This window comes from Pseudomonas versuta (assembly GCF_001294575.1).
In the GTDB taxonomy this organism is placed as follows: domain Bacteria; phylum Pseudomonadota; class Gammaproteobacteria; order Pseudomonadales; family Pseudomonadaceae; genus Aquipseudomonas; species Aquipseudomonas versuta.
The window spans coordinates 1346365-1368401 of the sequence record NZ_CP012676.1; the positions used below are offsets into that span (position 1 = coordinate 1346365).

Annotated in this window: 18 protein-coding genes; 12 read left to right on the forward strand and 6 right to left on the reverse strand. The window is 56.5% G+C overall.

Features of this window, described 5'->3' with window-relative positions:
- Positions 1-102 precede the first annotated feature (102 nt).
- Positions 103-1113 carry a zinc-dependent alcohol dehydrogenase family protein gene (locus AOC04_RS06075; protein WP_060691612.1) on the reverse strand — a complete coding sequence of 337 codons (1011 nt, stop codon included), beginning with the start codon at positions 1111-1113 and terminating at the stop codon, positions 103-105.
- Positions 1114-1279: 166 nt separating this feature from the next.
- Between AOC04_RS06075 and AOC04_RS06080 the strand changes: the two genes are divergently transcribed.
- Positions 1280-2191 (forward strand): LysR family transcriptional regulator, encoded by a 912-nt coding sequence (locus tag AOC04_RS06080; protein ID WP_171970616.1) that lies wholly within the window; start codon positions 1280-1282, stop codon positions 2189-2191.
- 33 nt (positions 2192-2224) lie between these two features.
- On the opposite strand, the gene AOC04_RS06085 is transcribed toward AOC04_RS06080, so the two are convergent.
- Positions 2225-3127 (reverse strand): helix-turn-helix domain-containing protein, encoded by a 903-nt coding sequence (locus tag AOC04_RS06085; protein WP_060691614.1) that lies wholly within the window; start codon positions 3125-3127, stop codon positions 2225-2227.
- Between the two features lie 378 nt (positions 3128-3505).
- Between AOC04_RS06085 and tynA the strand changes: the two genes are divergently transcribed.
- The 4 genes from tynA (at position 3506) to AOC04_RS06105 (ending at position 9642) form a co-directional block, all read left to right on the forward strand.
- Positions 3506-5776 (forward strand): primary-amine oxidase, encoded by a 2271-nt coding sequence (tynA, locus tag AOC04_RS06090; RefSeq protein WP_060691615.1) that lies wholly within the window; start codon positions 3506-3508, stop codon positions 5774-5776.
- A 650-nt stretch (positions 5777-6426) separates the two neighbouring features.
- Positions 6427-7365 (forward strand): MFS transporter, encoded by a 939-nt coding sequence (locus AOC04_RS06095; RefSeq protein ID WP_269465020.1) that lies wholly within the window; start codon positions 6427-6429, stop codon positions 7363-7365.
- Positions 7350-8306: a gamma-glutamyltransferase family protein gene (locus AOC04_RS06100; RefSeq protein WP_269465021.1), complete on the forward strand. Its 957-nt coding sequence runs from the start codon at positions 7350-7352 to the stop codon at positions 8304-8306. The genes AOC04_RS06095 and AOC04_RS06100 overlap by 16 nt, the downstream gene beginning before the upstream one ends.
- 328 nt (positions 8307-8634) lie before the next feature.
- Positions 8635-9642: a bile acid:sodium symporter family protein gene (locus AOC04_RS06105; protein ID WP_060691616.1), complete on the forward strand. Its 1008-nt coding sequence runs from the start codon at positions 8635-8637 to the stop codon at positions 9640-9642.
- 246 nt (positions 9643-9888) lie between these two features.
- Here AOC04_RS06105 and AOC04_RS06110 read toward each other — a convergent pair whose 3' ends face one another.
- Positions 9889-10131 (reverse strand): DUF2798 domain-containing protein, encoded by a 243-nt coding sequence (locus tag AOC04_RS06110; RefSeq protein WP_060691617.1) that lies wholly within the window; start codon positions 10129-10131, stop codon positions 9889-9891.
- A gap of 454 nt (positions 10132-10585) precedes the next feature.
- On the opposite strand from AOC04_RS06110, the gene AOC04_RS06115 reads away from it, so the two are divergent.
- Complete coding sequence (locus AOC04_RS06115; protein ID WP_060691618.1) at positions 10586-11494, forward strand: LysR family transcriptional regulator; 909 nt, start codon at positions 10586-10588, stop codon at positions 11492-11494.
- On the opposite strand, the gene AOC04_RS06120 is transcribed toward AOC04_RS06115, so the two are convergent.
- Positions 11480-12256: a substrate-binding domain-containing protein gene (locus AOC04_RS06120; protein ID WP_060691619.1), complete on the reverse strand. Its 777-nt coding sequence runs from the start codon at positions 12254-12256 to the stop codon at positions 11480-11482. The two genes, AOC04_RS06115 and AOC04_RS06120, sit on opposite strands and share 15 nt — an antisense overlap.
- Before the next feature lie 15 nt (positions 12257-12271).
- Positions 12272-13573, reverse strand: coding sequence for an MFS transporter (tcuC, locus tag AOC04_RS06125; RefSeq protein ID WP_060691620.1), 1302 nt, complete (start codon positions 13571-13573; stop codon positions 12272-12274).
- 422 nt (positions 13574-13995) lie between these two features.
- Here tcuC and AOC04_RS06130 point away from each other — a divergent pair, with 422 nt between their 5' ends.
- Entirely contained in the window at positions 13996-14355 is a 360-nt protein-coding gene (locus AOC04_RS06130) for a hypothetical protein (RefSeq protein ID WP_060691621.1), read from the forward strand.
- Between the two features lie 93 nt (positions 14356-14448).
- Entirely contained in the window at positions 14449-14814 is a 366-nt protein-coding gene (locus AOC04_RS06135; RefSeq protein WP_060691622.1) for an avidin-fold protein, read from the forward strand.
- Positions 14815-14872: 58 nt separating this feature from the next.
- Here the strand turns inward: AOC04_RS06135 and AOC04_RS06140 are convergent, their stop codons facing one another.
- On the reverse strand, positions 14873-16486 hold the full coding sequence (locus AOC04_RS06140) for a carbohydrate porin (protein WP_060691623.1): 1614 nt from the start codon (positions 16484-16486) through the stop codon (positions 14873-14875).
- Positions 16487-16693: 207 nt separating this feature from the next.
- On the opposite strand from AOC04_RS06140, the gene AOC04_RS06145 reads away from it, so the two are divergent.
- The 4 genes from AOC04_RS06145 (at position 16694) to yghU (ending at position 21629) form a co-directional block, all read left to right on the forward strand.
- On the forward strand, positions 16694-17983 hold the full coding sequence (locus tag AOC04_RS06145) for an MFS transporter (RefSeq protein ID WP_060691624.1): 1290 nt from the start codon (positions 16694-16696) through the stop codon (positions 17981-17983).
- A 13-nt stretch (positions 17984-17996) separates the two neighbouring features.
- Entirely contained in the window at positions 17997-19472 is a 1476-nt protein-coding gene (locus AOC04_RS06150) for a glycoside hydrolase family 32 protein (protein WP_060691625.1), read from the forward strand.
- Between the two features lie 103 nt (positions 19473-19575).
- The gene (locus AOC04_RS06155) at positions 19576-20574 is read left to right on the forward strand and encodes a LacI family DNA-binding transcriptional regulator (RefSeq protein WP_060691626.1); all 999 of its coding nucleotides are present in this window, start codon (positions 19576-19578) and stop codon (positions 20572-20574) included.
- A 212-nt stretch (positions 20575-20786) separates the two neighbouring features.
- Positions 20787-21629, forward strand: coding sequence for a glutathione-dependent disulfide-bond oxidoreductase (gene yghU / locus AOC04_RS06160; protein ID WP_060691627.1), 843 nt, complete (start codon positions 20787-20789; stop codon positions 21627-21629).
- The last annotated feature ends 408 nt before the right edge of the window (positions 21630-22037 follow it).

Here is a 22037-nt window from a genome sequence, read left to right on the forward strand (position 1 = left end):
AGGGATTTGGAAACCTGATGCATAACAACACTGATCAACAATGACTGAGGCCGCAGACCCGTATCGAGAAGAAGGGGTAATTCGAAATTACCCCTCCAGCAATCAGGCAATCTTGATAACGACCTTGCCAAAAGCTCCCCTCGCCAAGTGTTCATAGGCCTGGCGTGCCTCTGCAAACGGGTAGACCTTGTCGATTACCGGTCTGATCTGGTTCTCGTTGAGGAAAGAGTTCATGCGGTCGAACGACGAGCGAGGCGCGACTGCGATGCCGCGAATGGTTGTCTGCCGGAAGATCAGTGGCATCAGCCCTAGCTCGGTGGTTTGCCCTGTCAAAAAGCCGATCTGTGCGATCTTGCCTGCGGCCCGGGTCGCTGCGATTGACTGGTTCAGGCCATTGCCACCGGCAACGTCCAGAAGCAGGTCGACCCCTTTCCCGTCGGTGAGCTTCAGCACTTGCTCGGCCCAATCCGGGTGGGTCCGGTAGTTCACCCCAGCGACTGCGCCCAGCTTCATGGCAGCTTCCAGATTCGCGTCATTGCTTGATGTGACAATGACTTTGGCGCCCAGCGCGGTAGCCAGTTGAACAGCAAAGATCGATACGCCGCCCGTACCCTGCACGAGCACGCTTTCTCCTGCCTTGATCTGGCCGTAGTCCACGAGAGAGTACCAGGCAGTAAGTGCGGCGATAGGCAGTGTCGATGCTTCTTCGTCCGACATGTTATCGGGTGCGCGCACAGCGCTATCCTCGTGAATGATCATGTATTCGGCCAGACCGCCAGGCAGGGGCGAGCCAAAGCAGTAATCGGGTTCGTCGGGGCCCGGGGCGCCATCAATCCAGCGCGAATACAAATGCGAGTTTACCCGGTCGCCTACGTTGAATCGGCTTACCCCTTCACCAACAGCCACCACGGTTCCAGCTGCATCACTTACGGGTATCAGTGGTTTTGGCACCCTATGTGGCTCATAAATACCGTCGACAATGGCTTTGTCGCGGAAGTTGAGCGAAACGGCGCCAACCTTGACTAGCAACTCTCCGGTCTTCGGTTCCGGAGCAGGGGTGTCACCAAGGACTAAATTGTCGAGACCAAAATCATGCAGAAGCCAGGCTTTCATTTCGTTTCTCCTAAGAGGGCACCAGTCATGTCTGGTGAGGTGCAGCCATTGTTCCTTGAGAGTCGACAACAATAAATGCGCCAGCCAGAACAGGACTGTTGTCTTTAAAGGCAACAATAGCCTAGGGTTTGTACCTATAGCGGCAACAAAAACAGGGCGAGGGTGTATGGAACTGCTTCAATCAATGCAGGTTTTTGTTCGTGTTGCCGAGCTTGCAAGCTTCACGAAGGCCGCCGATGCCACTCAACTGGGGCGCCCTCAGGTCACCAGAGCCATACAGGATCTGGAAGCGTCTCTTGGGGTCAGACTTTTTCAGCGTACGACCCGACAAGTCCGGCTTACGACAGAAGGGGAGCAGTTTTACGAACGGGTCATGGATATTCTCGGTCGTCTGGCTGAGACGACGTCGATGTTCAATACGGCGGGGGCTTGCCTTCGAGGAAAGCTACGGGTTGATATTGCGTCGGCGCTTTCCCAGCCTGCATTCATCACAAGCTTGAGAGAGTTCACCCACACTCATCCGCAAATCGAAATGGCTTTGGGGGTGACCGACCGCACGGTGGATCTGGTTGCTGAAGGCGTGGATTGCGTGCTCAGGATCGGAGAGTTACCGGACTCCAGTCTGGTGGCCAGACGTATAGGTATGGCAATCATGGTGACGTGTGCGGCGCCAGGATATATCCAGGAGTTCGGGGCGCCGGATACTCTGGAGGGGCTGGATACTCACCGTTGCATAAGTTTTCTTTCCGGCCAGAGCCACCGGCCGCTCCCCTGGCAATTCTCCCAGGGCGGCGTCGACAGGGGTTACATCAGCCACCGCGGCATCGTTGTCAATGAGTCCAATGCCTATGTGCAATGTGGCGTAGCCGGTTTTGGCATTCTTCAGGCACCGGGGATCACGCTGCAGCGGTATCTGGCTGACGGATCTTTGGTGGAAGTACTTGAGCGCTTTCGGCCAAGACCGCGCCCGGTGTCCGTGTTGTACCCGAGCAGAACGCATCTTGCTCCGCAGGTACATGCTTTTGTCGACTGGGTAAGTCAGCGGTTTGCGCTTATTTATCCTGCGTGGCTTGAATAAAAGAGTACCGGGGATCAGGCGCGCAGTTCGCAACTACAGCCTTCGCTCAAGACAGCGCAAAGCCGACGGCAACTCCTTAAACAGTTTCTGATATTCCAGGGTGAAATAACTCGAATGGCCAAACCCCCAACGTTCGGCGATATCGGCAATGCTTGCATATGGGTCCTCTTTCAACGCGCGGCGCGCACCGTTCAAGCGAACAGACCGCAGATACTGCACAGGTGTAACCGCGGCCACCGACTGAAAACTATATTGAAGTGTGCGTCGTGACACTTTCAAACGTCGACAAAACTCAAGCACGTTCGTTGGCGCTGCGGGTTCTTCAATCAACCACTGATGACAACGTTCAACGATGTAATTGTGGGTCCCAGGCCGCGGCGTTTCCTGAGGTACATCAATCACTTGCTCCAGCCACTCGACGGCCATGAGAGTCAGCGACTGCCATGTCGAACTGGTCGGCGAGCCCTCCATCAAAGCCTTGAACATCACTATGCCAGGGGCCAGGCGGTGTGTTCGCAGACACACGCGCTTCGGTCGATCCAGTTGCATCAATGCATAGAGCACCGCTTCGTCCAGCAGCCCGCGTAACGTTGCATAGGGAATCGACATGCACAGCACATCCATGCCAGCCGGCGTGAACACGCGATATTCGTCGTTCGGCAGCAAAACAGTGGCGCATTTTTCCGCCATCGTCCCTTGATAATCCACTGCAGGCCAAGCCAGCGGGAACAATATGTTGACCGCATTGCGCGGTAGACAGATGTGCTGGATAACCTGCTGATTGAGACACTCACGAAACAGCTGAACTTCACCCGCCTGGACCACATCCAGCCAACCTTCGAGGCGGCCGCAACTGAGCTGGTCATAGCGCTGACGCCAGCCTGGCAATGCGTTGGCATGCTCGAAAATATCGGTTGTATGAAGGGATTGACGCACGCGGTACCTCTACGGGAAAAACGCTGGAACGGGTAAATGTTACAAATTGTTAGCAAGCGTTGTGCCAATAAAATTCCTCCCCCCAATGCATGCTGAAGGACCAATTAGTGCCGTTTAAAGCACTAACTTGCAGCATGCCTGCGACAAGTTAGTGCGCCGCTCTGGCGCAACTTTCACTGCTAGCCCCTGGCGTGATCAATTGCCAATTTGTGTTAAAGGACGCCAACAGCTTCGCCTTACAGTGAGTGTGCCTGCCGGCTCCCGACTACTTCGCCCTCCTGCATAGAACGCTGTTTGGCTCGCCCGCAAAATGGAAAAAACCCGTTGGCGAAAGAAACATGCCTCATGACTTTGCTGGGCACTTTAAGGACTTCACTGATGAGTCATACACTCAAACGCCGTCAATTTAATTTAGCGCCGCTGGCCTTGGCATTAACCCTTGCCGGCCTTGCCTCCACCGCCCATGCCCATGGCGGCGCGGCGCAGATGGTGCCCCTGAAGTCGACCCTGGAAAATTTCGGGGCCACTGTAAAATGGGACGACTATGCCAACCTCTTCGTTATTTCCAAAGACGGGGCATATATCAAGGTAAAACCGAACAGCAAAGTGGCGATGCTCAACGGCAAAAGGCTGGAACTTAGCGTTCCGGTGGTTTTCAAAAAAGATACGGCACTTATGTCGAATAACTTTATCAATGAAGTATTCCAGTCGGGCCTGGATAAAACGTTTAGCGTCGAAACCCGGCCTCATCCACTTAACGCTTTGAGTGCAGACGAAATCAAGTTGGCGGTCGAGGTGATCAAAGCGTCGCAGCACTACAAAAAAGACTTCCGGTACACGGCAATATCGCTCCGGGGGCCGAAAAAGAGCGAAGTCTGGGACTTCATCTATACCGGAAAACCCGTAAGTCAATCTCGCGAAGCCGATGTGACCGTGCTCGATGGCAGGCACGTCGTCGAAGCCGTGGTAGACCTGGGCAGCAAAAAACTCCTGAGTTGGGAACCGACCAGCAATGTTCACGGGATGGTCTTGCTGGACGACTTCGCGACCGTGCAATCGGTCATAGAAGGCAGCACTGAATATGCTCAGGCGCTGGCCAAACGTGGCATCAAAGACGTCAAGAAGGTCGTCACTACGCCGCTCACAGTGGGCTACTTTGATGGCAAAGACGGCCTTGTTCAGGACCAGCGTCTGCTTAAAGTGGTCAGCTATCTGGATGTCGGCGATGGTAACTACTGGGCTCATCCGATCGAAAACCTGGTGGCCGTCGTCGACCTGGAAACCAAGAGCGTGATCAAGATCGAAGATGGCGTGATAGTGCCGGTGCCAATGAAGCCTACGCCTTACGACGGGCGAGGGCGTAAAGCGGCGACCGTCAAGCCACTGGAGATCATCGAACCCGAGGGCAAGAACTACACGATCACCGGCAACAGCATCCACTGGCAGAACTGGGACCTGCATTTGGCACTGGATTCGCGGGTAGGCCCGGTGATTTCCACGGTCACCTATAACGATCAGGGCAAGAAGCGCAAAGTCATGTACGAAGGTAACCTGGGCGGCATGATCGTGCCCTATGGAGATCCGGACGTGGGCTGGTACTTCAAAGCCTATCTCGATTCCGGAGACTACGGCATGGGGACTCTCACCTCCCAGATCCAGCCTGGCAAGGACGCGCCTCAGAACGCGGTGTTTGTTGACGCGACCATCGCCGACTATGCCGGATCGCCCATCAATATCCCGCGCGCGATGGCGATATTCGAACGCTATGCGGGACCTGAATACAAGCATCAGGAAATGGGCCAACCCAACCTCAGCACCGAGCGCCGGGAACTGGTCATTCGCTGGATCAGCACCGTCGGCAACTATGACTACATTTTTGACTGGGTCTTCCAGGAGAACGGGGTGATCGGTATCGACGCAGGTGCAACTGGCATCGAGGCAGTCAAAGGTGTGAAGTCCACCACCATTCATGACGCCACAGCCAAAGAGGACACTCGCTACGGTACCTTGATCGACCACAACATTGTCGGCACCACTCACCAGCACATCTACAATTTCCGCCTGGACATGGACGTAGATGGCGAAAACAACTCGCTGGTCGAACTAGATCCCGTAGTTGCCAAAAATGACCGTGGCGGGCCGCGCTCCAGCACCATGCAGATTGACCAAAAGGTGGTCAGCACTGAACAGCAAGCTGCACAAAAATTCGACCCCGCGACTATTCGCCTGATCAGCAACACGAGTAAGGAAAACAAGATGGGATACCCGGTGTCCTACCAACTGATCCCTTATGCGGGTGGGACTCACCCTGTGGCCAAGGGCGCCAATTTCGGTAGCGACGAATGGCTGTACCATCGACTGAGTTTCATGGACAAGCAGATATGGGTGACCCGTTACGATCCACTGGAGCGCTATCCAGAAGGTAAATACCCGAATCGTTCTGCAACGGATACCGGTCTGGGCCTATTCACAGCCAACAACCAGTCGATCGAAAGCAGTGACAATGTGGTGTGGCTTACCACCGGCACCACTCACGTGGCACGCGCAGAGGAGTGGCCGATCATGCCAACCGAATGGGTGCACGTACTGCTCAAGCCTTGGAACTTCTTCGACGAGACACCCACGCTGAACCTCAACTCACCGAAATAAGCCCAGCCTCTGTAGCCGTTTCCAGCTACAGAGGCTTTTCCCTGGTTGTGCTCGTAACAAGTAATCCTTACCCAGCCAGTGATGGTGCACGACCTCCTGAAAGGGTTGGACGTGACGCTCCAGGTGAACGATTGCGAGTGTAGATTGAACGCGCTCGCATTGGGCGAGCAGTAAAAACCTCATAATGGTTGCGGCGCCTGCAGAGGCCTCACGTACTTTTCCACTCTTGCCAGGTACTCAATTAAATGGCGCCAACATGGTGCAACTCAGAACTTCTTGCACCACCGTCTCGCATGAAAAAACCGACCGGAAATCTCAAAGATCAAGCATGCCCGTTTGGCGATACATTATGGCCTTCCAGGGATAGAAGTCCTGCATCCAGAAATATAATATTAAAGCCCTCGATAATTTATTATTAAATACTCATTTGATTGTTACTTTCTGCGGCGATAGCGGAATAAATGATTGTGCCTGCTAATAATTAAGTTCTGAACTTTTTATCTATCTCTTCCGGCACTTAAAGCTTTTGGCATGCGCTTTGCTCTCACTCATTGTGACATTAACTTGGTTGCGAGTGCCGTCCAATGAATAGAGAACAATATTTAACAGAAAGCACCAGGGTTGAATTATTCAGTGCCCGTGGCTATCAGTTGGTCATTGGTGTTGTTTGTATGATGGCAATTTCCAGTCCGCAATATGTCTGGACACTTTTCACCGCGCCGCTTACTGAAAAACTGGGTGTTTCGCTGGCGCAGGTTCAAATAACCTTTTCATTGTTGATTATCCTGCAGACTTTCTTTTCGCCAGTGCAGGGGTATCTGGTCGATCGTTTTGGTATTCGTACACTCGTGGGTCTGGGTTGTGCGCTGTCGGGCCTCAGTTGGATTCTGGCCAGCCAGGCCTCGTCGCTGAGCATGCTTTACCTGAGCTATGGAGTGGTAGGGGGCCTGGGTACCGGAATCGTTTATGTCGGCATCATCGGCCTGATGGTGCGCTGGTTCCCGGATCGCCGCGGGCTTGCCGCCGGGGCTGTTGCTGCCGGGTATGGCATGGGCGCCATGATCACCACCTTTCCTATCAGCAACAGTCTAAAAAGTGCAGGTATGCAAACCACAATGCTGACCTTCGGCCTGGCGCTAGGGCTTGTGGGGCTGGTGGCATCGCGCTTTCTGCGCCAACCCCCGACATCGCAGAGTGATGATCTGCTGCCAAAAACGAAACAAATCGTAGTCGATGTGCCACCGCGAGAAGTGCTCAAGACACCTGTGTTCTGGCTGATGTTTGCCATGTTCACCATGATGTCGACGTCAGGCCTGATGGTCACTTCGCAAATGGCCAGTTTTGCCGAGGACTTTGGGATGACCTCCGTGATGGTGATGGGTATGGCTGCCTTGCCACTGGCCCTGACCATTGACCGGATATGCAATGGTCTGACACGGCCGTTGTTTGGCTGGATCTCCGACCGCTACGGCCGCGAGAACACCATGGCCTTCGCGTTTTTCTTCGAAGGTATCGCCATGACCCTTTGGCTGCTGACCAGCGATAACCCAGTGCTAGCTTCTACCGGGGTGCATTGGCCGACTCTATAGCCAAAGACCTGAGCGCGCTGGGCGCACCGGTCACCCGTGAGGATTTGGCCAACTACCGAGCCAAGCGCGTGCGCCCTCTGGAGTTGGAGCACAGCGCTGGCACCGTCTACAACCTGACACCGCCCAGCCAGGGGCTGGTATCGCAACTGATCCTGGGCATTGCCGACCATGCCGGTCTTGGTCATTACTCTGCGGACGGGGCTGATCATGTCCATACCCTGGTCGAAGCGACCAAATTGGCCTTTGCTGTACGCGACGCCCATATTACCGATCCTGAGCATATGACGATTGACCCGCAAAGCTGCCTCGATCCAGCCTACTTGCAAGCCCTTGCGGCACAAATCAACCCTCAGAAAGCCGCGCCTTGGGGCGAAGGCAAAGGCCCCGGCGACACGGTCTGGATGGGTGTGATCGATAACGACGGGCTAGCCGTATCGTTCATCCAGAGTATTTATCACGAATTCGGCAGCGGCATCGTGCTGCCGGAATCGGGGCTGAACTGGCAGAACAGGGGGGCTTCATTCAGCCTGGATCCGCAGCACCTTTTGACCCTGAAACCCGGAAAGAAGCCTTTCCATACCCTCAATCCTGCTGCGGCACGCCTGAAGGATGGCAGCACCATGGGCGGTGATGGGCAACCGCAGACGCAAGCTGCTGTGTTCAGTCGCTATGCCGTATTTGGTCAGCCGTTACAGCAAGCCGTGACGGCACCGCGCTGGTTGCTGGGGCGTACCTGGGGTGAAAGTTCCGACACCTTGAAAATGGAGTCGCGTTTTAACGATGAAGTTTTGAATGAGCTCAAGAGTCGAGGGCACGAAGTAGAGGTATTGAACCCTTTTTCCGAAACCATGGGCCACGCGGGAGCAGCGGTTCGGCGCGTTAATGGATCATTTGAAGGTGCATTTGACCCGAGAGGCAATGGAGCTGCTGCCGGTTATTGACAACTGTTAGCGAAAGCCCGCGACTGAAGCATGGCGCAATGGTGTTTTGGGATCATCTGCCGAAACGATTGTTTCAGCTTACGCTTGAAAGAAATTCCCTGGCGTCACGCTGAAGTGCTGCTGCAATGCTGCTATGAAGGCAGAAGGGGAGTTGTAACCGCAGTCAAGGGCGAGCAGGGGGAAGGGCAATGGTTGCATTTGGAGGGCTGACGCTAGCGCCTTTGAATTTGTCCGTTTGCAGACATTTTTTGCCCCTGTCGCGTTAGTCGGCATTCATAGCCAGGGTTAAAGTGGCCCGAGCTTCAATGACAACTATTGGATAAACACCATGGCCCGCTCCCGCTTGCTCCCGGACAACTTTACCCTGACGCTGATCGCCGTCGTCGCTACCGCCACTTTGTTACCCGCACAGGGACAGGTGGCAGTTGCCTTCAACTGGATCACCAACATTGCCATCTCTCTGCTGTTTTTCTTGCACGGCGCCAAACTGTCTCGCAACGCTGTGATTGCAGGTGCTGGCCACTGGCGCCTGCACCTGCTTGTATTCATCTGTACCTTTGGCCTGTTCCCGCTGCTTGGACTGGCCCTCAAACCGCTACTGGTGCCGATGGCAGGCGCTGAACTCTATGCAGGCTTCCTGTACCTCTGTGTCCTGCCCGCCACGGTGCAATCGGCCATTGCCTTCACCTCCATGGCCCGGGGCAACATCCCGGCGGCGATATGCAGTGCCGCTGCCTCCAGCCTGGTGGGCATATTTATCACGCCGGTACTGGTCGCCCTGCTGATGGGCGTACACGGAGACGGGGGTTCAACGATCGAAGCCATCCGCAAAATCAGCATCCAGCTGCTGCTGCCCTTCATTGCAGGTCAGGTTGCTCGCCACTGGATCGGTGACTGGGTGAACCGTAACAAGAGTTGGCTGAAGAACGTCGACCAGGGAAGTATCCTTCTGGTCGTCTACACAGCGTTCAGCTCCGCGGTGATCGGTGGTATCTGGCAGCAGGTTCCGGCCCCGAAACTGCTGGGCGTATTGTTCGGCTGCAGCCTGCTCCTGGCTCTAGCCCTGCTGTGCACTTATCTTCTGGCCAAATGGCTGGGCTTCAACCTGGAAGACCGTATTACCATCCTCTTCTGCGGCTCGAAGAAAAGCCTGGCCACCGGGGTTCCTATGGCACAGGTTCTGTTCGCCGGCAGCAGCATCGGTGTGCTCATTCTTCCGCTGATGCTGTTTCATCAGATTCAACTTATGGTCTGTGCCGTCTTGGCAAAGCGCTTTGCAAAGAGACCAGAGTTTCCACCGAGCCTATCTCCAGTTGAAACGTCTGCCCGCTCTTAGAGGGGGTAGGCAAAATCATGTCGTCAGTCGGCGCGCGAGCACGCGTGCCTGGGCCTGACTCTGCCGCCCCCCACGCTAGACTCAAGATCGATTGCTGCAAGAGGATTGGCCAGTGGCATTTGAGTGGTCGTGCCAGCCAATCTTGCATCTTTTGAAGAAACAGCGGCGCCTGCCGGCATTCGCTCTCAAAACTATATTGAGATACTCATTGGGAATGTAGGTTGCGCTTATAAAACTAGGCGCAACTCATTTAACTGCTGCTGGAGCACGGTTGCCTACCAGTCGACCGGCCAACATGAACGCTATCGGCGACACAACCATGGAAAAGCTGAAAGCTACGGGCCAGGCAATCACTAACGAGCTGATCCAAGCGTCAACCATTGCGCTCGTTAGACCGAGATGAAGCATGGCGAAAAATCCGGTCATTAGAAAGGCCATCATCCCGGAGATGAAAACTTGGGCGGTGATTATTACTTTCTTGCTATGCATGCAATTGTTCCTTTAATTAGAACGGGGTGAGCATGGGCAGCAAATATCACCACCCACAGCATCGCCCCAAGTTTACTAGGGAGATGCCGTGGGTTCTGAAGTCAGACTTTCTCGTGGGTTACGAGGGACGGAATAACCACACCGTCCAATAATTTTTCGACGTGCGGATCGTAAGTGCCCTCCCGGAGTAGGTCAAGGGTAGCGTTACCCTTTGCCAAGTCTGAAAATTCGGATCCACTATTTCGTAAGCAACTCTAAATGCCGCTGTTGCCATGGAGGCGACCATGGTGATAACGGCCGCTTTTGGCCGATTGCAGCCTTTCGTGACTGGTAGCAATCGGCCAGACAGACTCTCGATCATGCCCCTTCCAATGCACCGATGATCGCTCAGGAGGCATTTGAAAACAGATCATGGTATTGATGCACTCCCCGTATCAATTGGCCCGTGACACCCATGAGCATCAACTTCGACCTCAATGATCTTCAGGCTTTTCGTGCTGTCGTCGAAAAAGGCAGTTTTCGCAAAGCCGCCGACGCGATCCGTATCAGTCAGCCGGCTCTGAGCCGGCGTATCGAAAAACTTGAGTCAGCGCTCAACGTCAGACTGTTCGAACGTACGACGCGCAAAGTAAGCCTGACCACGGTGGGTCTGGCTTTCCTGCCGCAAGTGGAACGGATGCTCGATGATCTGGATATAGCCCTGATGAGCATCAGCGAAGTCGCCTCCACGCGCATGGCCAGCGTGACCATCGCCTGTGTTCCATCAGCTGCCTATTACTTCATGCCGCAAGTAATCAGCGCCTTTCACCGGCTGTACCCGAAGATCAAAGTCAAACTGCTGGATGCCAGCGCCAACGAGGTTAATAGTGCGGTTGCCCTCGGCGAGGCGGATTTTGGCGTGAGTTTCAGCGGCACCCTGGCACCGGAAGTCGATTTCGAGTTGTTGCTGCAAGAACGTTACGTGGTGGCCTGTCGACGGGATCATCCTCTTGCGGCTCGCGACTGCGTGAGCTGGGAAGATATGTACGAGCATGACTACATAACCTTGGACAAGACCTCTGGCAACCGGTTGATGCTGGACCAGGCACTGATGCGTCTGCACCCGAAAAAGCCGAGCATCTGCGAGACACGTCATGTCACCACTATGATCGGACTGGTCGAGGCCGGGCTGGGTGTGGCAGCAGTACCATCGATTGCCATGCCCGGACCGACTCATCCTGTTTTGGTCGGTGTGCCGCTGGTAGAGCCGCAAGTAATGCGCAATGTCGGGCTAATTAAGCGCCGCGGGCGGACATTGACGCCTGCGGCCATTGAACTGGAACAGTTAATCCGAGAGATGCCGATGCGCTCAGTGGGGAACTGAATCCAGACCTGTGGACTGCACCTGGGCCTGGACCTTGGCCGAAGACAGATAATTGAGCAGCGCTCTGGCCTGTTGCGGGTGTTGGGCGTTGCTCGCAATCCCGGCAGCGAAACGTGTCACCGACTGGACGCTTTCCGGAATTTTTCCAACGAAGATCACCCCGGGTACTGGCAACAACTCCGCCACTTGCTGAAAGCCCACTTGGTAGTCGCCCCTGGCAACTGCCGAGGCCACCGGAGTGCGTTCGATCATTTTGCCTTTGGGCCCAACCTGTTGCTCGATACCCAGTTTCTTGAACAGCTTGTTCTGGATATACACGCCGCTGGCACTGTCGGAATAGGCTACTGACGTTGCCTTGAGCAAGACGTCCCTGAGCTGTGCATCAGTATCGATCAGCGGCTTGTCGGCACCCTGTTTGACCACCATGCCGATCCGCGAATCAGCCAGTTCCACCCGGGAGGCCGGATCGACCTTGCCTTGCTTTATCAACTCATCCAGCGCATAGCCGACCATTATCACCACGTCGGCATGCTCGCCCCGCGCCAGGCGATTGGGAATTGCCTCGGGGGCCTTGCCCATCGACGGGCCAAGAATCGTCTCCAGGGTGTCACCGCTGGATGCAGCGTATTGCGGGCCCAGCAGTTTATAGGCCGCGGTGAAGCCTCCGGAGGTCATGACCTTGAGTTCCTCTGCCTGGGCAACGGCGTTGAGGGTAAGGCAGGCAACGCAAAGCGCAGCCAGTTGCTTGAATAATGTATTCATCTTCGGGACCCTCGATCACATAGCCGGTTGCAGGCGGGCTGAAATGTTGCGGTACAGCACCAGTGTGGCGCAGAGCGCGCAGACGGCAGCGAAGGTCATCCAGTACGCCGGTGCCGCCTTGTCGCCGGTGAGGTGAATCAGCCAGGTCGACACAGCAGGCGTGAACCCGCCGAACACCGCCGTGGCCAGGCTGTAGGCCAGAGAAAAACCGGCGACGCGCACTTCTACCGGCATGATTTCGGTCAGCGCCGGAATCATTGCGCCGTTGTACAAGCCGTACAGGAAAGAGAACCACAACAACACTTGCAGCATGTGGCTGAAGCTCGGCGCCTGGGCCAGGAACGACAGGGCTGGATGTGCAGAGACAATGGTCAGCAGGGTCATTGCCAACAGCAGTGGTTTGCGCCCGAAATGGTCGCTTAACACCCCGCCGATCGGCAGCCAGACAAAGTTCGAAACCCCCACCAGCAAGGTCACCAGCAGTGCATCTGCGGTACTCAGGTTGAGTACGGACTTGCCGAAGGTTGGCGCATAGACGGTGATCAGATAGAACGTCGTGGTCGTCATAGCCACCATTAACATGCCAGCAACAACAACACCCCAGTTCTGCAATAGCGTGGCTATCACTTGTTTCATGGTCGGGCGATGGGTGCGGGTTGCGAACTCTTCGGTTTCTTGCAGGCTGCGACGCAGTATGAAAATGAATGGAATGATCATGCAGCCTATAGCGAACGGAATGCGCCAGCCCCAATCGGCGACTGCGCTCGGCGCCATCCACTGGTTCAGGGCATAACCCAACGCAGCAGCGACTACGATTGCAACCTGCTGACTGCCTGATTGCCAACTGGTATAGAAACCCTTTCGACCGGGTGTGGCCATTTCTGCCAGATAAACCGAGACACCGCCCAGTTCGGCACCGGCCGAGAAGCCTTGCAGCAATCTCCCTAAAAGCACCAGCGCCGGAGCCCACAGGCCAATGCTTGCGTACCCGGGCACCAGCACAATCAGCAAGGTGCCACTGGCCATAATAGACAAGGTGATGATCAGGCCTTTGCGGCGGCCGACGTCATCGATGTAGGCACCCAGAATGACGGCTCCTAACGGGCGCATCAGGAAACCGGCACCGAACACGGCGAAGGTCATCATCAATGAAGCGAATTCGCTTGAAGCCGGGAAAAACGTGCCTGCGATCTGAGTGGCGTAAAAACCGAAGAGGAAGAAGTCGAACTGTTCGAGGAAGTTACCTGAAGTGACGCGAAATACGGCACCGGCTTTGGACTTGGCGGACGTCGCCCGCAGATGGGGTGAGCCTTGCATAATTATTCTCCAGCAATCTTGTTAATGTGCTTTTCAGCGCTTTATGGTTGCGGAGTTTGCTTGACACACTTTGAAACGATAAGTGCTATGTTTCTATCGATTGATGCGCATTACTTATCAATGCCACGACAGATATTCTGCAATTTCAATTCAATCGCGAACTTTTCTGGCGTCTCATCTGAACATGATCGCCGCCGCAGTTCTGATCGGCCATATACGGAGCTTCAGGCCAAGGAAAATCAATCTGTACCGTTGTTACCGCATCGCTTATCCGACCCGAAGCGGGCTGTAGACAGATAGCTGGTCAATCCAACAACCGCACAACGCTGGCAAGGAGCATTCATGTCTTTTCACAAATCAAGGCTGGCAATGAACCCTGGGCTTGAAGGGGGCTGCCTGCCCATCAAGGAGGCATGAAAAATATGAATACTCAGGTCGTCTCTCAACGCATACGAAATCGTACCGTCGAGCTGCTCGAGTGGCTGATTGAATGTGAGAACGAGCCCCCGCGTTTGGGCATGAATGAGTTAATCAATTCATGGGCAGACTGGGTGCCGGTTTCTGTGGCAAAGGACCATTTCATTGCTCAGGGCTTCACCCCGCTGCAGAGCGATCTTGTGCAAAAAGTCAGCGCCGCCATCGATGCTTTTTGCCAGGCTACACCTCAAAACATCGGGGACGACGCGGCGGTAATCGCGCTGCCCCAATGGGGCATTGTTGTCGCCGCTGCCAGGCAAGCGTTGATCGCTATAAATGTGAAAGAACAAAAACTCAACGGCTGATCCCGGAGCTTGCCTCGTGTAGCTCAGTCGTAAAAAAACTTAAGATCTGGCGAAAGCCGCAATGGAATATCTTGACCAAAGGACCCAGCATTTATGCAAACCCCTTGTTCTCAAATCAGCGAGCGTTTGAACGATCGCCGATTCACGGTAGCGGGCAACACCCACGGGTTATCCGGCGCCGGCACCGTATTTCATTACCAGGTCGAGGGTGATGCCGTTTGGGGGACTTATCAGGGCGGCCGCATCCGCATGGGGCATCAGGTGGGGCGTGTGACAGGCGCTGACACCCTTGAGCTTCTTTATCATTGCTTGACTACGGACGGTGAGATTCTTGCTGGCTGGTCTCGTGGCACAGTAGGCATTGATCACGCAGGGCGTACTACTTTGAGTTTTGTCTGGGGCTGGCTGTCGGGGGCAACGGGAGGAGGGGAGTCGAGCTACGTCGAGCTAGATGCGTAGCGGGTGGATCCCCTCGGCCATGGGGTAAAACGTTTTGCCTGTTGTGGCTTCGGCATTCTTAAAACCAGGTCTCCATCTGTACACCCAACTGCCAGTTGCCACCGGACTTGAAACCCTTTTGCCCAAAATCGTCTGTTGCGCTGAAGCTGTCCAGGTCCCTGGACCAGTTCATGTAAGTGGCGAACAAACGCAGTTCCGGGCGGATGAAAAAGTCACCGGTCCGGGCCTTGAAGGTCGGGCCGAAGGTGAATTTCCAATAGTCGCCATTGGCTGACTGGCGGCCATCGTAGCCCAGTGCATCCAGATCCATGGTCTGCCAGCTCAGCTCATATTGCATTTCGAAGTTACTGCTCAGTTCGTTGGCCAGGCGTACGTTGAGTGTCATGTAGCGATAGTCGTCGCCGGGTACGTAACGGTCCTTGCTCTGCTCGGCAATCAGGGCCGGTGCGATGCGCCAGTCCTGACTCAACCGGGTATGGCCATAGAGCGCCAGACGCACTGTGCGGGCCTGGTCCAGCAAGTCGCCGTCGGCACCGATGCTATTGACCTCCGCCCCCAGCCCCTGGCCATACAGCAGCGCGGCCTTGAAGTAGCCTTCCTGGCCAAAAAAGTCGGGTTGGTGGTAGGCCAGCATGCCGTGGGCGCCACTCAAGGCGGGGCTGAATCCGGACTTGTTTACCCGGCTGTCCCTGGCTTGTTCTTGTCGGTGCCGCTCGTCCAGGCGGGCATCGTTTTGGGCCGAGGAAATGCCATTGAGCATGACCTGCCAGCGGCCCTCGTCGAAAAATTGATTGAGGGTGGCGACATAGCTGCGGATGTCCTTGTTTTCCTCAGTGCCGAAGTCACCGTAGGAACGGCTCATCAGCGATGCATTGAGGCGCCAGTCTTCGCCCGGTTTTACGTCGTAGATACCGCCGCCGGTTCCGGCCAGGAACACGATTCCCCGGTCCATCCAGTGGATATCGGCATTGTCCCGATCAAAGCGCTTGCCCGCCCACAGGCTGGCATCGCGCAACATGGGACTGTCCTCAAAGGACGCCAGGTGGCCAAGTTCGGCGTAGGCCTGGCGCACATTCAGCGAGCTTTGTGCGGCGGTCCAGTCGTTGGGGGTCTCCAGGCCGTCGGCGAGCATCAGCGTGTACTTGGCGCGTGTTCCGTTGTCGGTCTGGTTTTGTTGGGTGAATTTGGCTTCGACGTAGGTATCGACTTCATTGCCCAGGCGACCCACCGCGCCACCTACAGAGCCTGCGGGGGTCAGGTACGGGCCGCCGTGGCCGGCACCCGATCCGTTGCTCATGAATCCCGAACGGGCATAGCCGCCGAAGCTGAAGCCATCGCTTAGCTGTCCATTTGTGGTGGCTGGCGTGGCCTTCGCTGCAGGAGAGCTTGCAAGGGCTTGTTGGTTGGCTTCTATGCGCGCGACTCGCTGGTCGAGGGCGCTTTGCACTGGGGTCTGCGGGCTGGCGATAATTTGCCGGTTGAGGCGTTCGACCTGCTGGCGCAATTTCGCTGCATCGGCTTCGGCCACCGAGGCCCGGGCTTCGGCGGAGGAGGTCCTGGCTTCAAGTCTGAGCAGACGCTCCTCGATGCTTTGCGCCGCCCCGGCCAACAGTTGCGTGGAGACCATCAGCAATGAAATGCCGGCCCAAGGCCGGTAAACCGCAGAACGCATAAATCACCCTTTTTTTTGTTGTATTCGGGTACCGCAAACGCTTTTGAGCAGTCGCCGGGCGTTGGCCGGGCTGCATTTTTTTGCCGGACCCCGCAGCAAGGGATTTGCGCCTTTTGCATGGCGTACCACTTGACAGCAAACCGGTCGAGGCCTCGTAATATGTTGCAATGTTAACGTTAACTTAAATAAAAACAAGAGGGGCGTCACATGCAAATTACAGCCAAACGTGAGTACTGGCTTATCAGTGGTTTGTTGTTTTTCTTCTTCTTCTCGTGGTCTTCCAGCTACTCGCTGTTCTCTATCTGGCTGCACCGGGTCATTGGCCTCAATGGCACCGAAACCGGGTTTGTTTTCGCCGCCAACGCCATTGCCGCTCTGCTGATTCAGCCGTTCTACGGTGCTCTTCAGGATCGCCTCGGCCTGTCGAGAAAACTTCTGGTGTGGATTGGCCTCCTGCTCTGTGCCGCTGCTCCGTTTGCGATTTATGTATATGCCAACCTGCTGGCGCAAAACGTGGTGTTGGGGGCCGTGGTCGGCGCGGCTTTCCTGGCGTTGGCGATGCTGGCGGGCGTGGGCGTGATCGAGTCCTACACGGAGCGGCTTTCGCGTCACGCAGGCTTCGAATTCGGCATCACCAGAATGTGGGGTTCGCTGGGTTGGGCCAGTGCGACGGGGATCGTCGGCGTGGTATTCAACATTGATCCGGACATCGCGTTTTATATGAGCAGCGCTGCCGGTGGCGTATTCCTGCTGATCTTGTACCGGCTCGATCTGAGCCGCTTCAGCCAGCCGCAGATGCAGTCAGGAGCTGCTGCCATCCCCGTGCGCATGCACGATCTGTGGAAGTTGCTGGCACTCCCGCGTTTCTGGGCATTCAGCATCTACCTGACCGGGGTGTGCGGGATCTACATGATTTACGAGCAGCAGTTTCCGGTGTATTTCTCTTCGTTTTTTTCGACCCCGGAGCAGGGCACACGAGCCTATGGCTACCTGAATTCATCCCAGGTTCTGGTCGAGGCAATTCTGATGCTGTTCGCCCCCTGGGTGGTCAGCCGCACGGGCGCCAAAAACGGGCTGATCCTGGCCGGCAGCATCATGTTCGTGCGGATTCTCTGCTCCGGGCTGGCCACTGAAGCCTGGACCATCGCGGCCTGCAAAATGCTGCATGCCCTGGAAGTGCCCATCCTGCTGGTTTCGGTATTCAAATACATTTCGCTCAACTTCGACTCCCGGCTGTCCGCCTCTATTTATCTGGTGGGATTTCAGTTCGCCCAACAATTGACCGCTATGCTGCTCTCGCCGCTGGTGGGCTACGGCTACGACCATTTCGGCTTCTCCAGCGTTTACGTGCTAATGGCTGGCCTGGTGGGCGCCTGCCTGTTGCTGTCATGGAACCTGTTGCGCAAGGACCCTGCGCGCAATCCCTCTAAAAACACGGTTGCCGAAGCGCTGGAGCTGCCTGCCATTGCTCAGTCCGTCACCCGTTACGAACCCTAGAAAGGATCAAGCCATGCATGCTGTACTGCTGGACGAAGCGAATCGTGCCATCGAAAAAACACTCCCCGCACGGGGTAACGACTATCGCCCCGGCTATCATCTGGCGCCGCCTGCGGGATGGATGAACGACCCCAACGGGCTGGTCTTTTTTCGCGGTGAATACCACGTGTTTTACCAGCATCATCCGTATTCGGTGCACTGGGGGCCGATGCACTGGGGGCACGCCAAGAGCAGCGACCTGGTGCATTGGGAACATCTGCCCATCGCACTGGCGCCGGGTGACAGCTATGACCGTGACGGCTGTTTTTCAGGCTCGGCGGTGGTCGCGCACGACAGGCTTTATCTGATCTATACCGGGCACACCTGGTTGGGTGCGCCGGGCGATGACAGCAATATTCACCAGGTCCAGTGCCTGGCCAGCAGCACCGATGGCCTGTCGTTCAGCAAGCACGGGCCGGTTATCGAGGCCGCGCCGGACCCGCAGACCCTGCATTTTCGCGACCCCAAGGTGTGGATGCGCGAAGGGCAGTGGTGGATGGCGCTGGGGGCTCGTCACGGCGACGACCCGCAGCTGCTGCTCTATCGTTCAGATGACCTGTATCACTGGGACTACCTGGGCTGCGCCTTGCAAGGTCAGCGCGAGGCCGATGGCTACATGTGGGAATGTCCGGACCTATTCGAGCTCGATGGCTGCGACGTATTTCTCTATTCGCCCCAGGGGCTCAAACCCAGTGGCTATGACAACTGGAACAAATTCCAGAACAGCTATCGAATGGGCCAGCTGGACGACAGGGGGCGTTTCAGTGAATGCGGGAAGCTCTACGAACTCGATCACGGTCACGATTTCTATGCTGCGCAGACCCTGCTGGCGCCGGACGGGCGCCGCCTGCTGTGGGCGTGGATGGATATGTGGGACAGCCCGATGCCGAGTCAGGCGCATCACTGGTGCGGCGCGCTGTCGTTGCCTCGGGAGTTGAGCCGTCATGGCGAACGGTTGCGTATGCGTCCGGCCCGCGAGCTCCAAGCGCTAAGGCGCGAACATTGGGCGCTGCAGGTCGGCGCGGTCGAATCCTGCAGCCACACCCTCCAGCTTCGGGGGGCGTTGCTGGAGATTGAGCTGGAACTGGATCTGGCCGCCAGCAACGCAGAGCGCTTTGGTCTGGCGTTGCGCTGCAGCGAGGACGGGCGGGAGCAGACCTTGCTGTATTTCGACGCCATGGCCCGGCGCCTGGTGCTCGACCGGCAACACTCGGGAGCGGGAGTGAGCGGTGTTCGCAGCATTGCGGTGAGCCTGTCGCAGACGCGGATTGCATTGCGGATTTTTCTCGACCGGTCCTCGATCGAGGTGTTCGTCGATGACGGCGCCTACAGCTTGAGCAGCCGGATTTATCCCGGGCCGGACAGCCTGGCGGTCCGTGCTTTTGCGGTCAACGGGGCAGGGGTACTGGGTAACGCCCAGGCCTGGGAACTGGCCGACCTGCAACTCTGAACCGCCTGACGGGCCGTTCGTGGCTGCTGCTGCCGGCAGCGTGTTGTCATGCTTTTGCCAGACATGACATGATGCCCGGCCTCATAAGCAATGGCACCCGCGAATGGCTTCAGTTAAAGATGTCGCACGGCTGGCGGGGGTTTCCTTCATGACAGTGTCCAGGGCGCTCAATACCCCGGAAAAACTCAATCAGGAAACCCTGACCAAAGTTCGTCAGGCAATCGAGACTCTGGGCTACGTTCCCAGCCTTTCTGCCCGCAAGATCCGTGGCGGTCATTCCAGCGGCAAGACCATCGGCGTCTTCGCACTGGATACCGCGACCACTCCCTTCGCCGTGGAAATGCTCCTGTCCATGGAGCGCACCGCCCGTGAAAACGGCTGGAACGTTTTCATCCTCAACGTGTTTGAAACACCGCCGAGCCAGCAGGCCATCGACCTGATGCTGGCCCATCAACCCGACGGGATCATCTTCAGCGCCATGCAGTTACGCACCGTCGAGATTCCTGCGGTACTGCGCAGCCTGCCGCTGGTGCTGAGCAATTGCATCAGTTCAGAACCCGGCGTGGCCTGTTACATACCCGATGATGCAGACGGTCAGTATCAAGCCGTGCGCCAGGCGCTCAAACGCGGTTACCGCAAACCGCTGTGCATCAACCTGCCGCACGCCAGCCTGGCCTGGGAGCCGCGCCAGCTGGGATTGCGACGTGCCCTGACAGAGGCTGGCATGTCTGGCGATGACGTTGCTCAATTCAGCCTGTCGACCGATGACGCCTACCAGGAAACGATTGCAGTGCTGGAGCAGCAATTGCAGGGGGTAAACGCCAAACCGCCTTTCGACCTGCTGGTGTGCGGCAACGACCGCATTGCTTTGGTCGCTTATCAGTACTTGCTCAGCCGGGGTTTGCGTATTCCGCAGGATGTGGCGGTGCTGGGTTACGACAACATGATCGGTGTTGCCGAGTTGTTCTATCCGCCGCTGAGTACGGTGCAATTGCCCTATTACGAGATGGGGCGCCGGGCCGCCCAGTATGTGATTGAAGGCAGCAACGAGTCGGTGATTCACCGGGTTGAATGCCCTCAGGTTGAGCGTGAGTCCTGTTGAGCACGATGCTGCATGGCCTTGTCCATTCAGCGTGCAGGTTTTTTCGCCGGGCCTGAGGTTGATTCTGCCGGGCAGCGGAGTAATAAAAAAATCGCCGCTACTGGCGCCCGGCAAGCGTATCTTCGAGTTGTTCGCCCATCCTGAACTGCACGGCGCCAGTGCAATCCATATAGGTTGGTGAACCGCGCAATTGAACCCCGGGAGTATCAAGCATGACTGATTACGTACCACCCAAGGTCTGGACCTGGAACAGGGAAAACGGCGGGGCATTCGCCAGTATCAACCGGCCGGTGGCCGGCGCTACCCATGACAAGGAGCTGCCGGTGGGGCGGCATCCGCTGCAGTTGTATTCCCTGGCAACGCCCAACGGCCAGAAGGTCACCATTTTACTGGAAGAGCTGCTGGCCCTCGGTCATCAAGGGGCGGAGTACGACGCCTGGCTGATCAAGATCGGTGACGGCGATCAGTTTGGCAGCGGCTTCGTCGCAGTAAACCCGAACTCCAAGATTCCGGCGCTGATGGATCACAGCGGGGCAAAACCCGTGCGCATCTTCGAGTCAGGCGCGATCTTGCTGTACCTCGCCGAAAAGTTCCGGGCGTTTGTGCCAACCGAGCCGGCGGCCCGTGCCGAGTGCCTTTCCTGGCTGTTCTGGCAGATGGGCAGTGCGCCTTATCTGGGAGGCGGTTTTGGCCATTTCTATGCTTACGCGCCGGTGAAGATCGAGTACGCCATCGACCGCTTTGCCATGGAGGTCAAACGTCAGCTGGACGTGCTGGACAAGCAGCTGGCAGTGAACGAATACGTCGCGGGGGATCAATACACCATCGCCGACATGGCGATCTGGCCCTGGTACGGCGGCCTGCTCAAAGGCCGGTTGTATGAAGCCGCGCAGTTCCTCTCGGTGCAGGACTATCGGCATGTGATGCGCTGGGCCGATGCTATTGAAGCGCGGCCTGCGGTCCAGCGTGGACGCCGGGTCAACTGTACCTGGGGCGAGCCTTCGCAGCAGTTGCCCGAGCGTCATGAGGCAAGTGATTTCGACGCGGGCACCTGATCGGTCATCAGCCGTCGCTCGACGCTTTATTGACCTGACGGGCAGCCGCTTCCAGGCGCTGCCCACATAAACGGATCAAGCCCGGGCCGGCGCTTACCCTTGCGGACCGTCCGGGTTTTATCCTTGCAATCAGGGTTTTTATCCCTTATAGCTAAAAGGCATTCATAACTAAAAGAGGCTGGATCAGCCCCCATGCACGAGAACACACGTATCTTTCGCTTTTCAGCCCCCCGTCCTGCGCATCGCAGTGATGGACATGGGCCCAACCTGAAATCCTCTGCGTTTACCGCTTTTCCTTGTGCCAATGCACAGCTCTCCAGACGCTATCAATACCAGCCAATTCTGCCACACGACGTGCTGGTGGCCTTTAAACGCAAGCGTTCGTTCCCTCCACCTGCAGCTTGACGC

Bases quoted from the DNA above. Each gene is read 5' to 3' on its own strand.
- AOC04_RS06080 (WP_171970616.1), top strand. From the start codon at position 1,280: ATGGAACTGCTTCAATCAATGCAGGTTTTTGTTCGTGTTGCCGAGCTT.
- AOC04_RS06140 (WP_060691623.1), bottom strand. From the start codon at position 16,486: ATGCGTTCTGCGGTTTACCGGCCTTGGGCCGGCATTTCATTGCTGATG.
- AOC04_RS06145 (WP_060691624.1), top strand. From the start codon at position 16,694: ATGCAAATTACAGCCAAACGTGAGTACTGGCTTATCAGTGGTTTGTTG.
- AOC04_RS06150 (WP_060691625.1), top strand. From the start codon at position 17,997: ATGCATGCTGTACTGCTGGACGAAGCGAATCGTGCCATCGAAAAAACA.
- tynA (WP_060691615.1), top strand. From the start codon at position 3,506: ATGAGTCATACACTCAAACGCCGTCAATTTAATTTAGCGCCGCTGGCC.
- tcuC (WP_060691620.1), bottom strand. From the start codon at position 13,573: ATGCAAGGCTCACCCCATCTGCGGGCGACGTCCGCCAAGTCCAAAGCC.
- yghU (WP_060691627.1), top strand. From the start codon at position 20,787: ATGACTGATTACGTACCACCCAAGGTCTGGACCTGGAACAGGGAAAAC.
- AOC04_RS06110 (WP_060691617.1), bottom strand. From the start codon at position 10,131: ATGCATAGCAAGAAAGTAATAATCACCGCCCAAGTTTTCATCTCCGGG.
- AOC04_RS06105 (WP_060691616.1), top strand. From the start codon at position 8,635: ATGGCCCGCTCCCGCTTGCTCCCGGACAACTTTACCCTGACGCTGATC.
- AOC04_RS06120 (WP_060691619.1), bottom strand. From the start codon at position 12,256: ATGAATACATTATTCAAGCAACTGGCTGCGCTTTGCGTTGCCTGCCTT.
- AOC04_RS06115 (WP_060691618.1), top strand. From the start codon at position 10,586: ATGAGCATCAACTTCGACCTCAATGATCTTCAGGCTTTTCGTGCTGTC.
- AOC04_RS06075 (WP_060691612.1), bottom strand. From the start codon at position 1,113: ATGAAAGCCTGGCTTCTGCATGATTTTGGTCTCGACAATTTAGTCCTT.
- AOC04_RS06155 (WP_060691626.1), top strand. From the start codon at position 19,576: ATGGCTTCAGTTAAAGATGTCGCACGGCTGGCGGGGGTTTCCTTCATG.
- AOC04_RS06130 (WP_060691621.1), top strand. From the start codon at position 13,996: ATGAATACTCAGGTCGTCTCTCAACGCATACGAAATCGTACCGTCGAG.
- AOC04_RS06135 (WP_060691622.1), top strand. From the start codon at position 14,449: ATGCAAACCCCTTGTTCTCAAATCAGCGAGCGTTTGAACGATCGCCGA.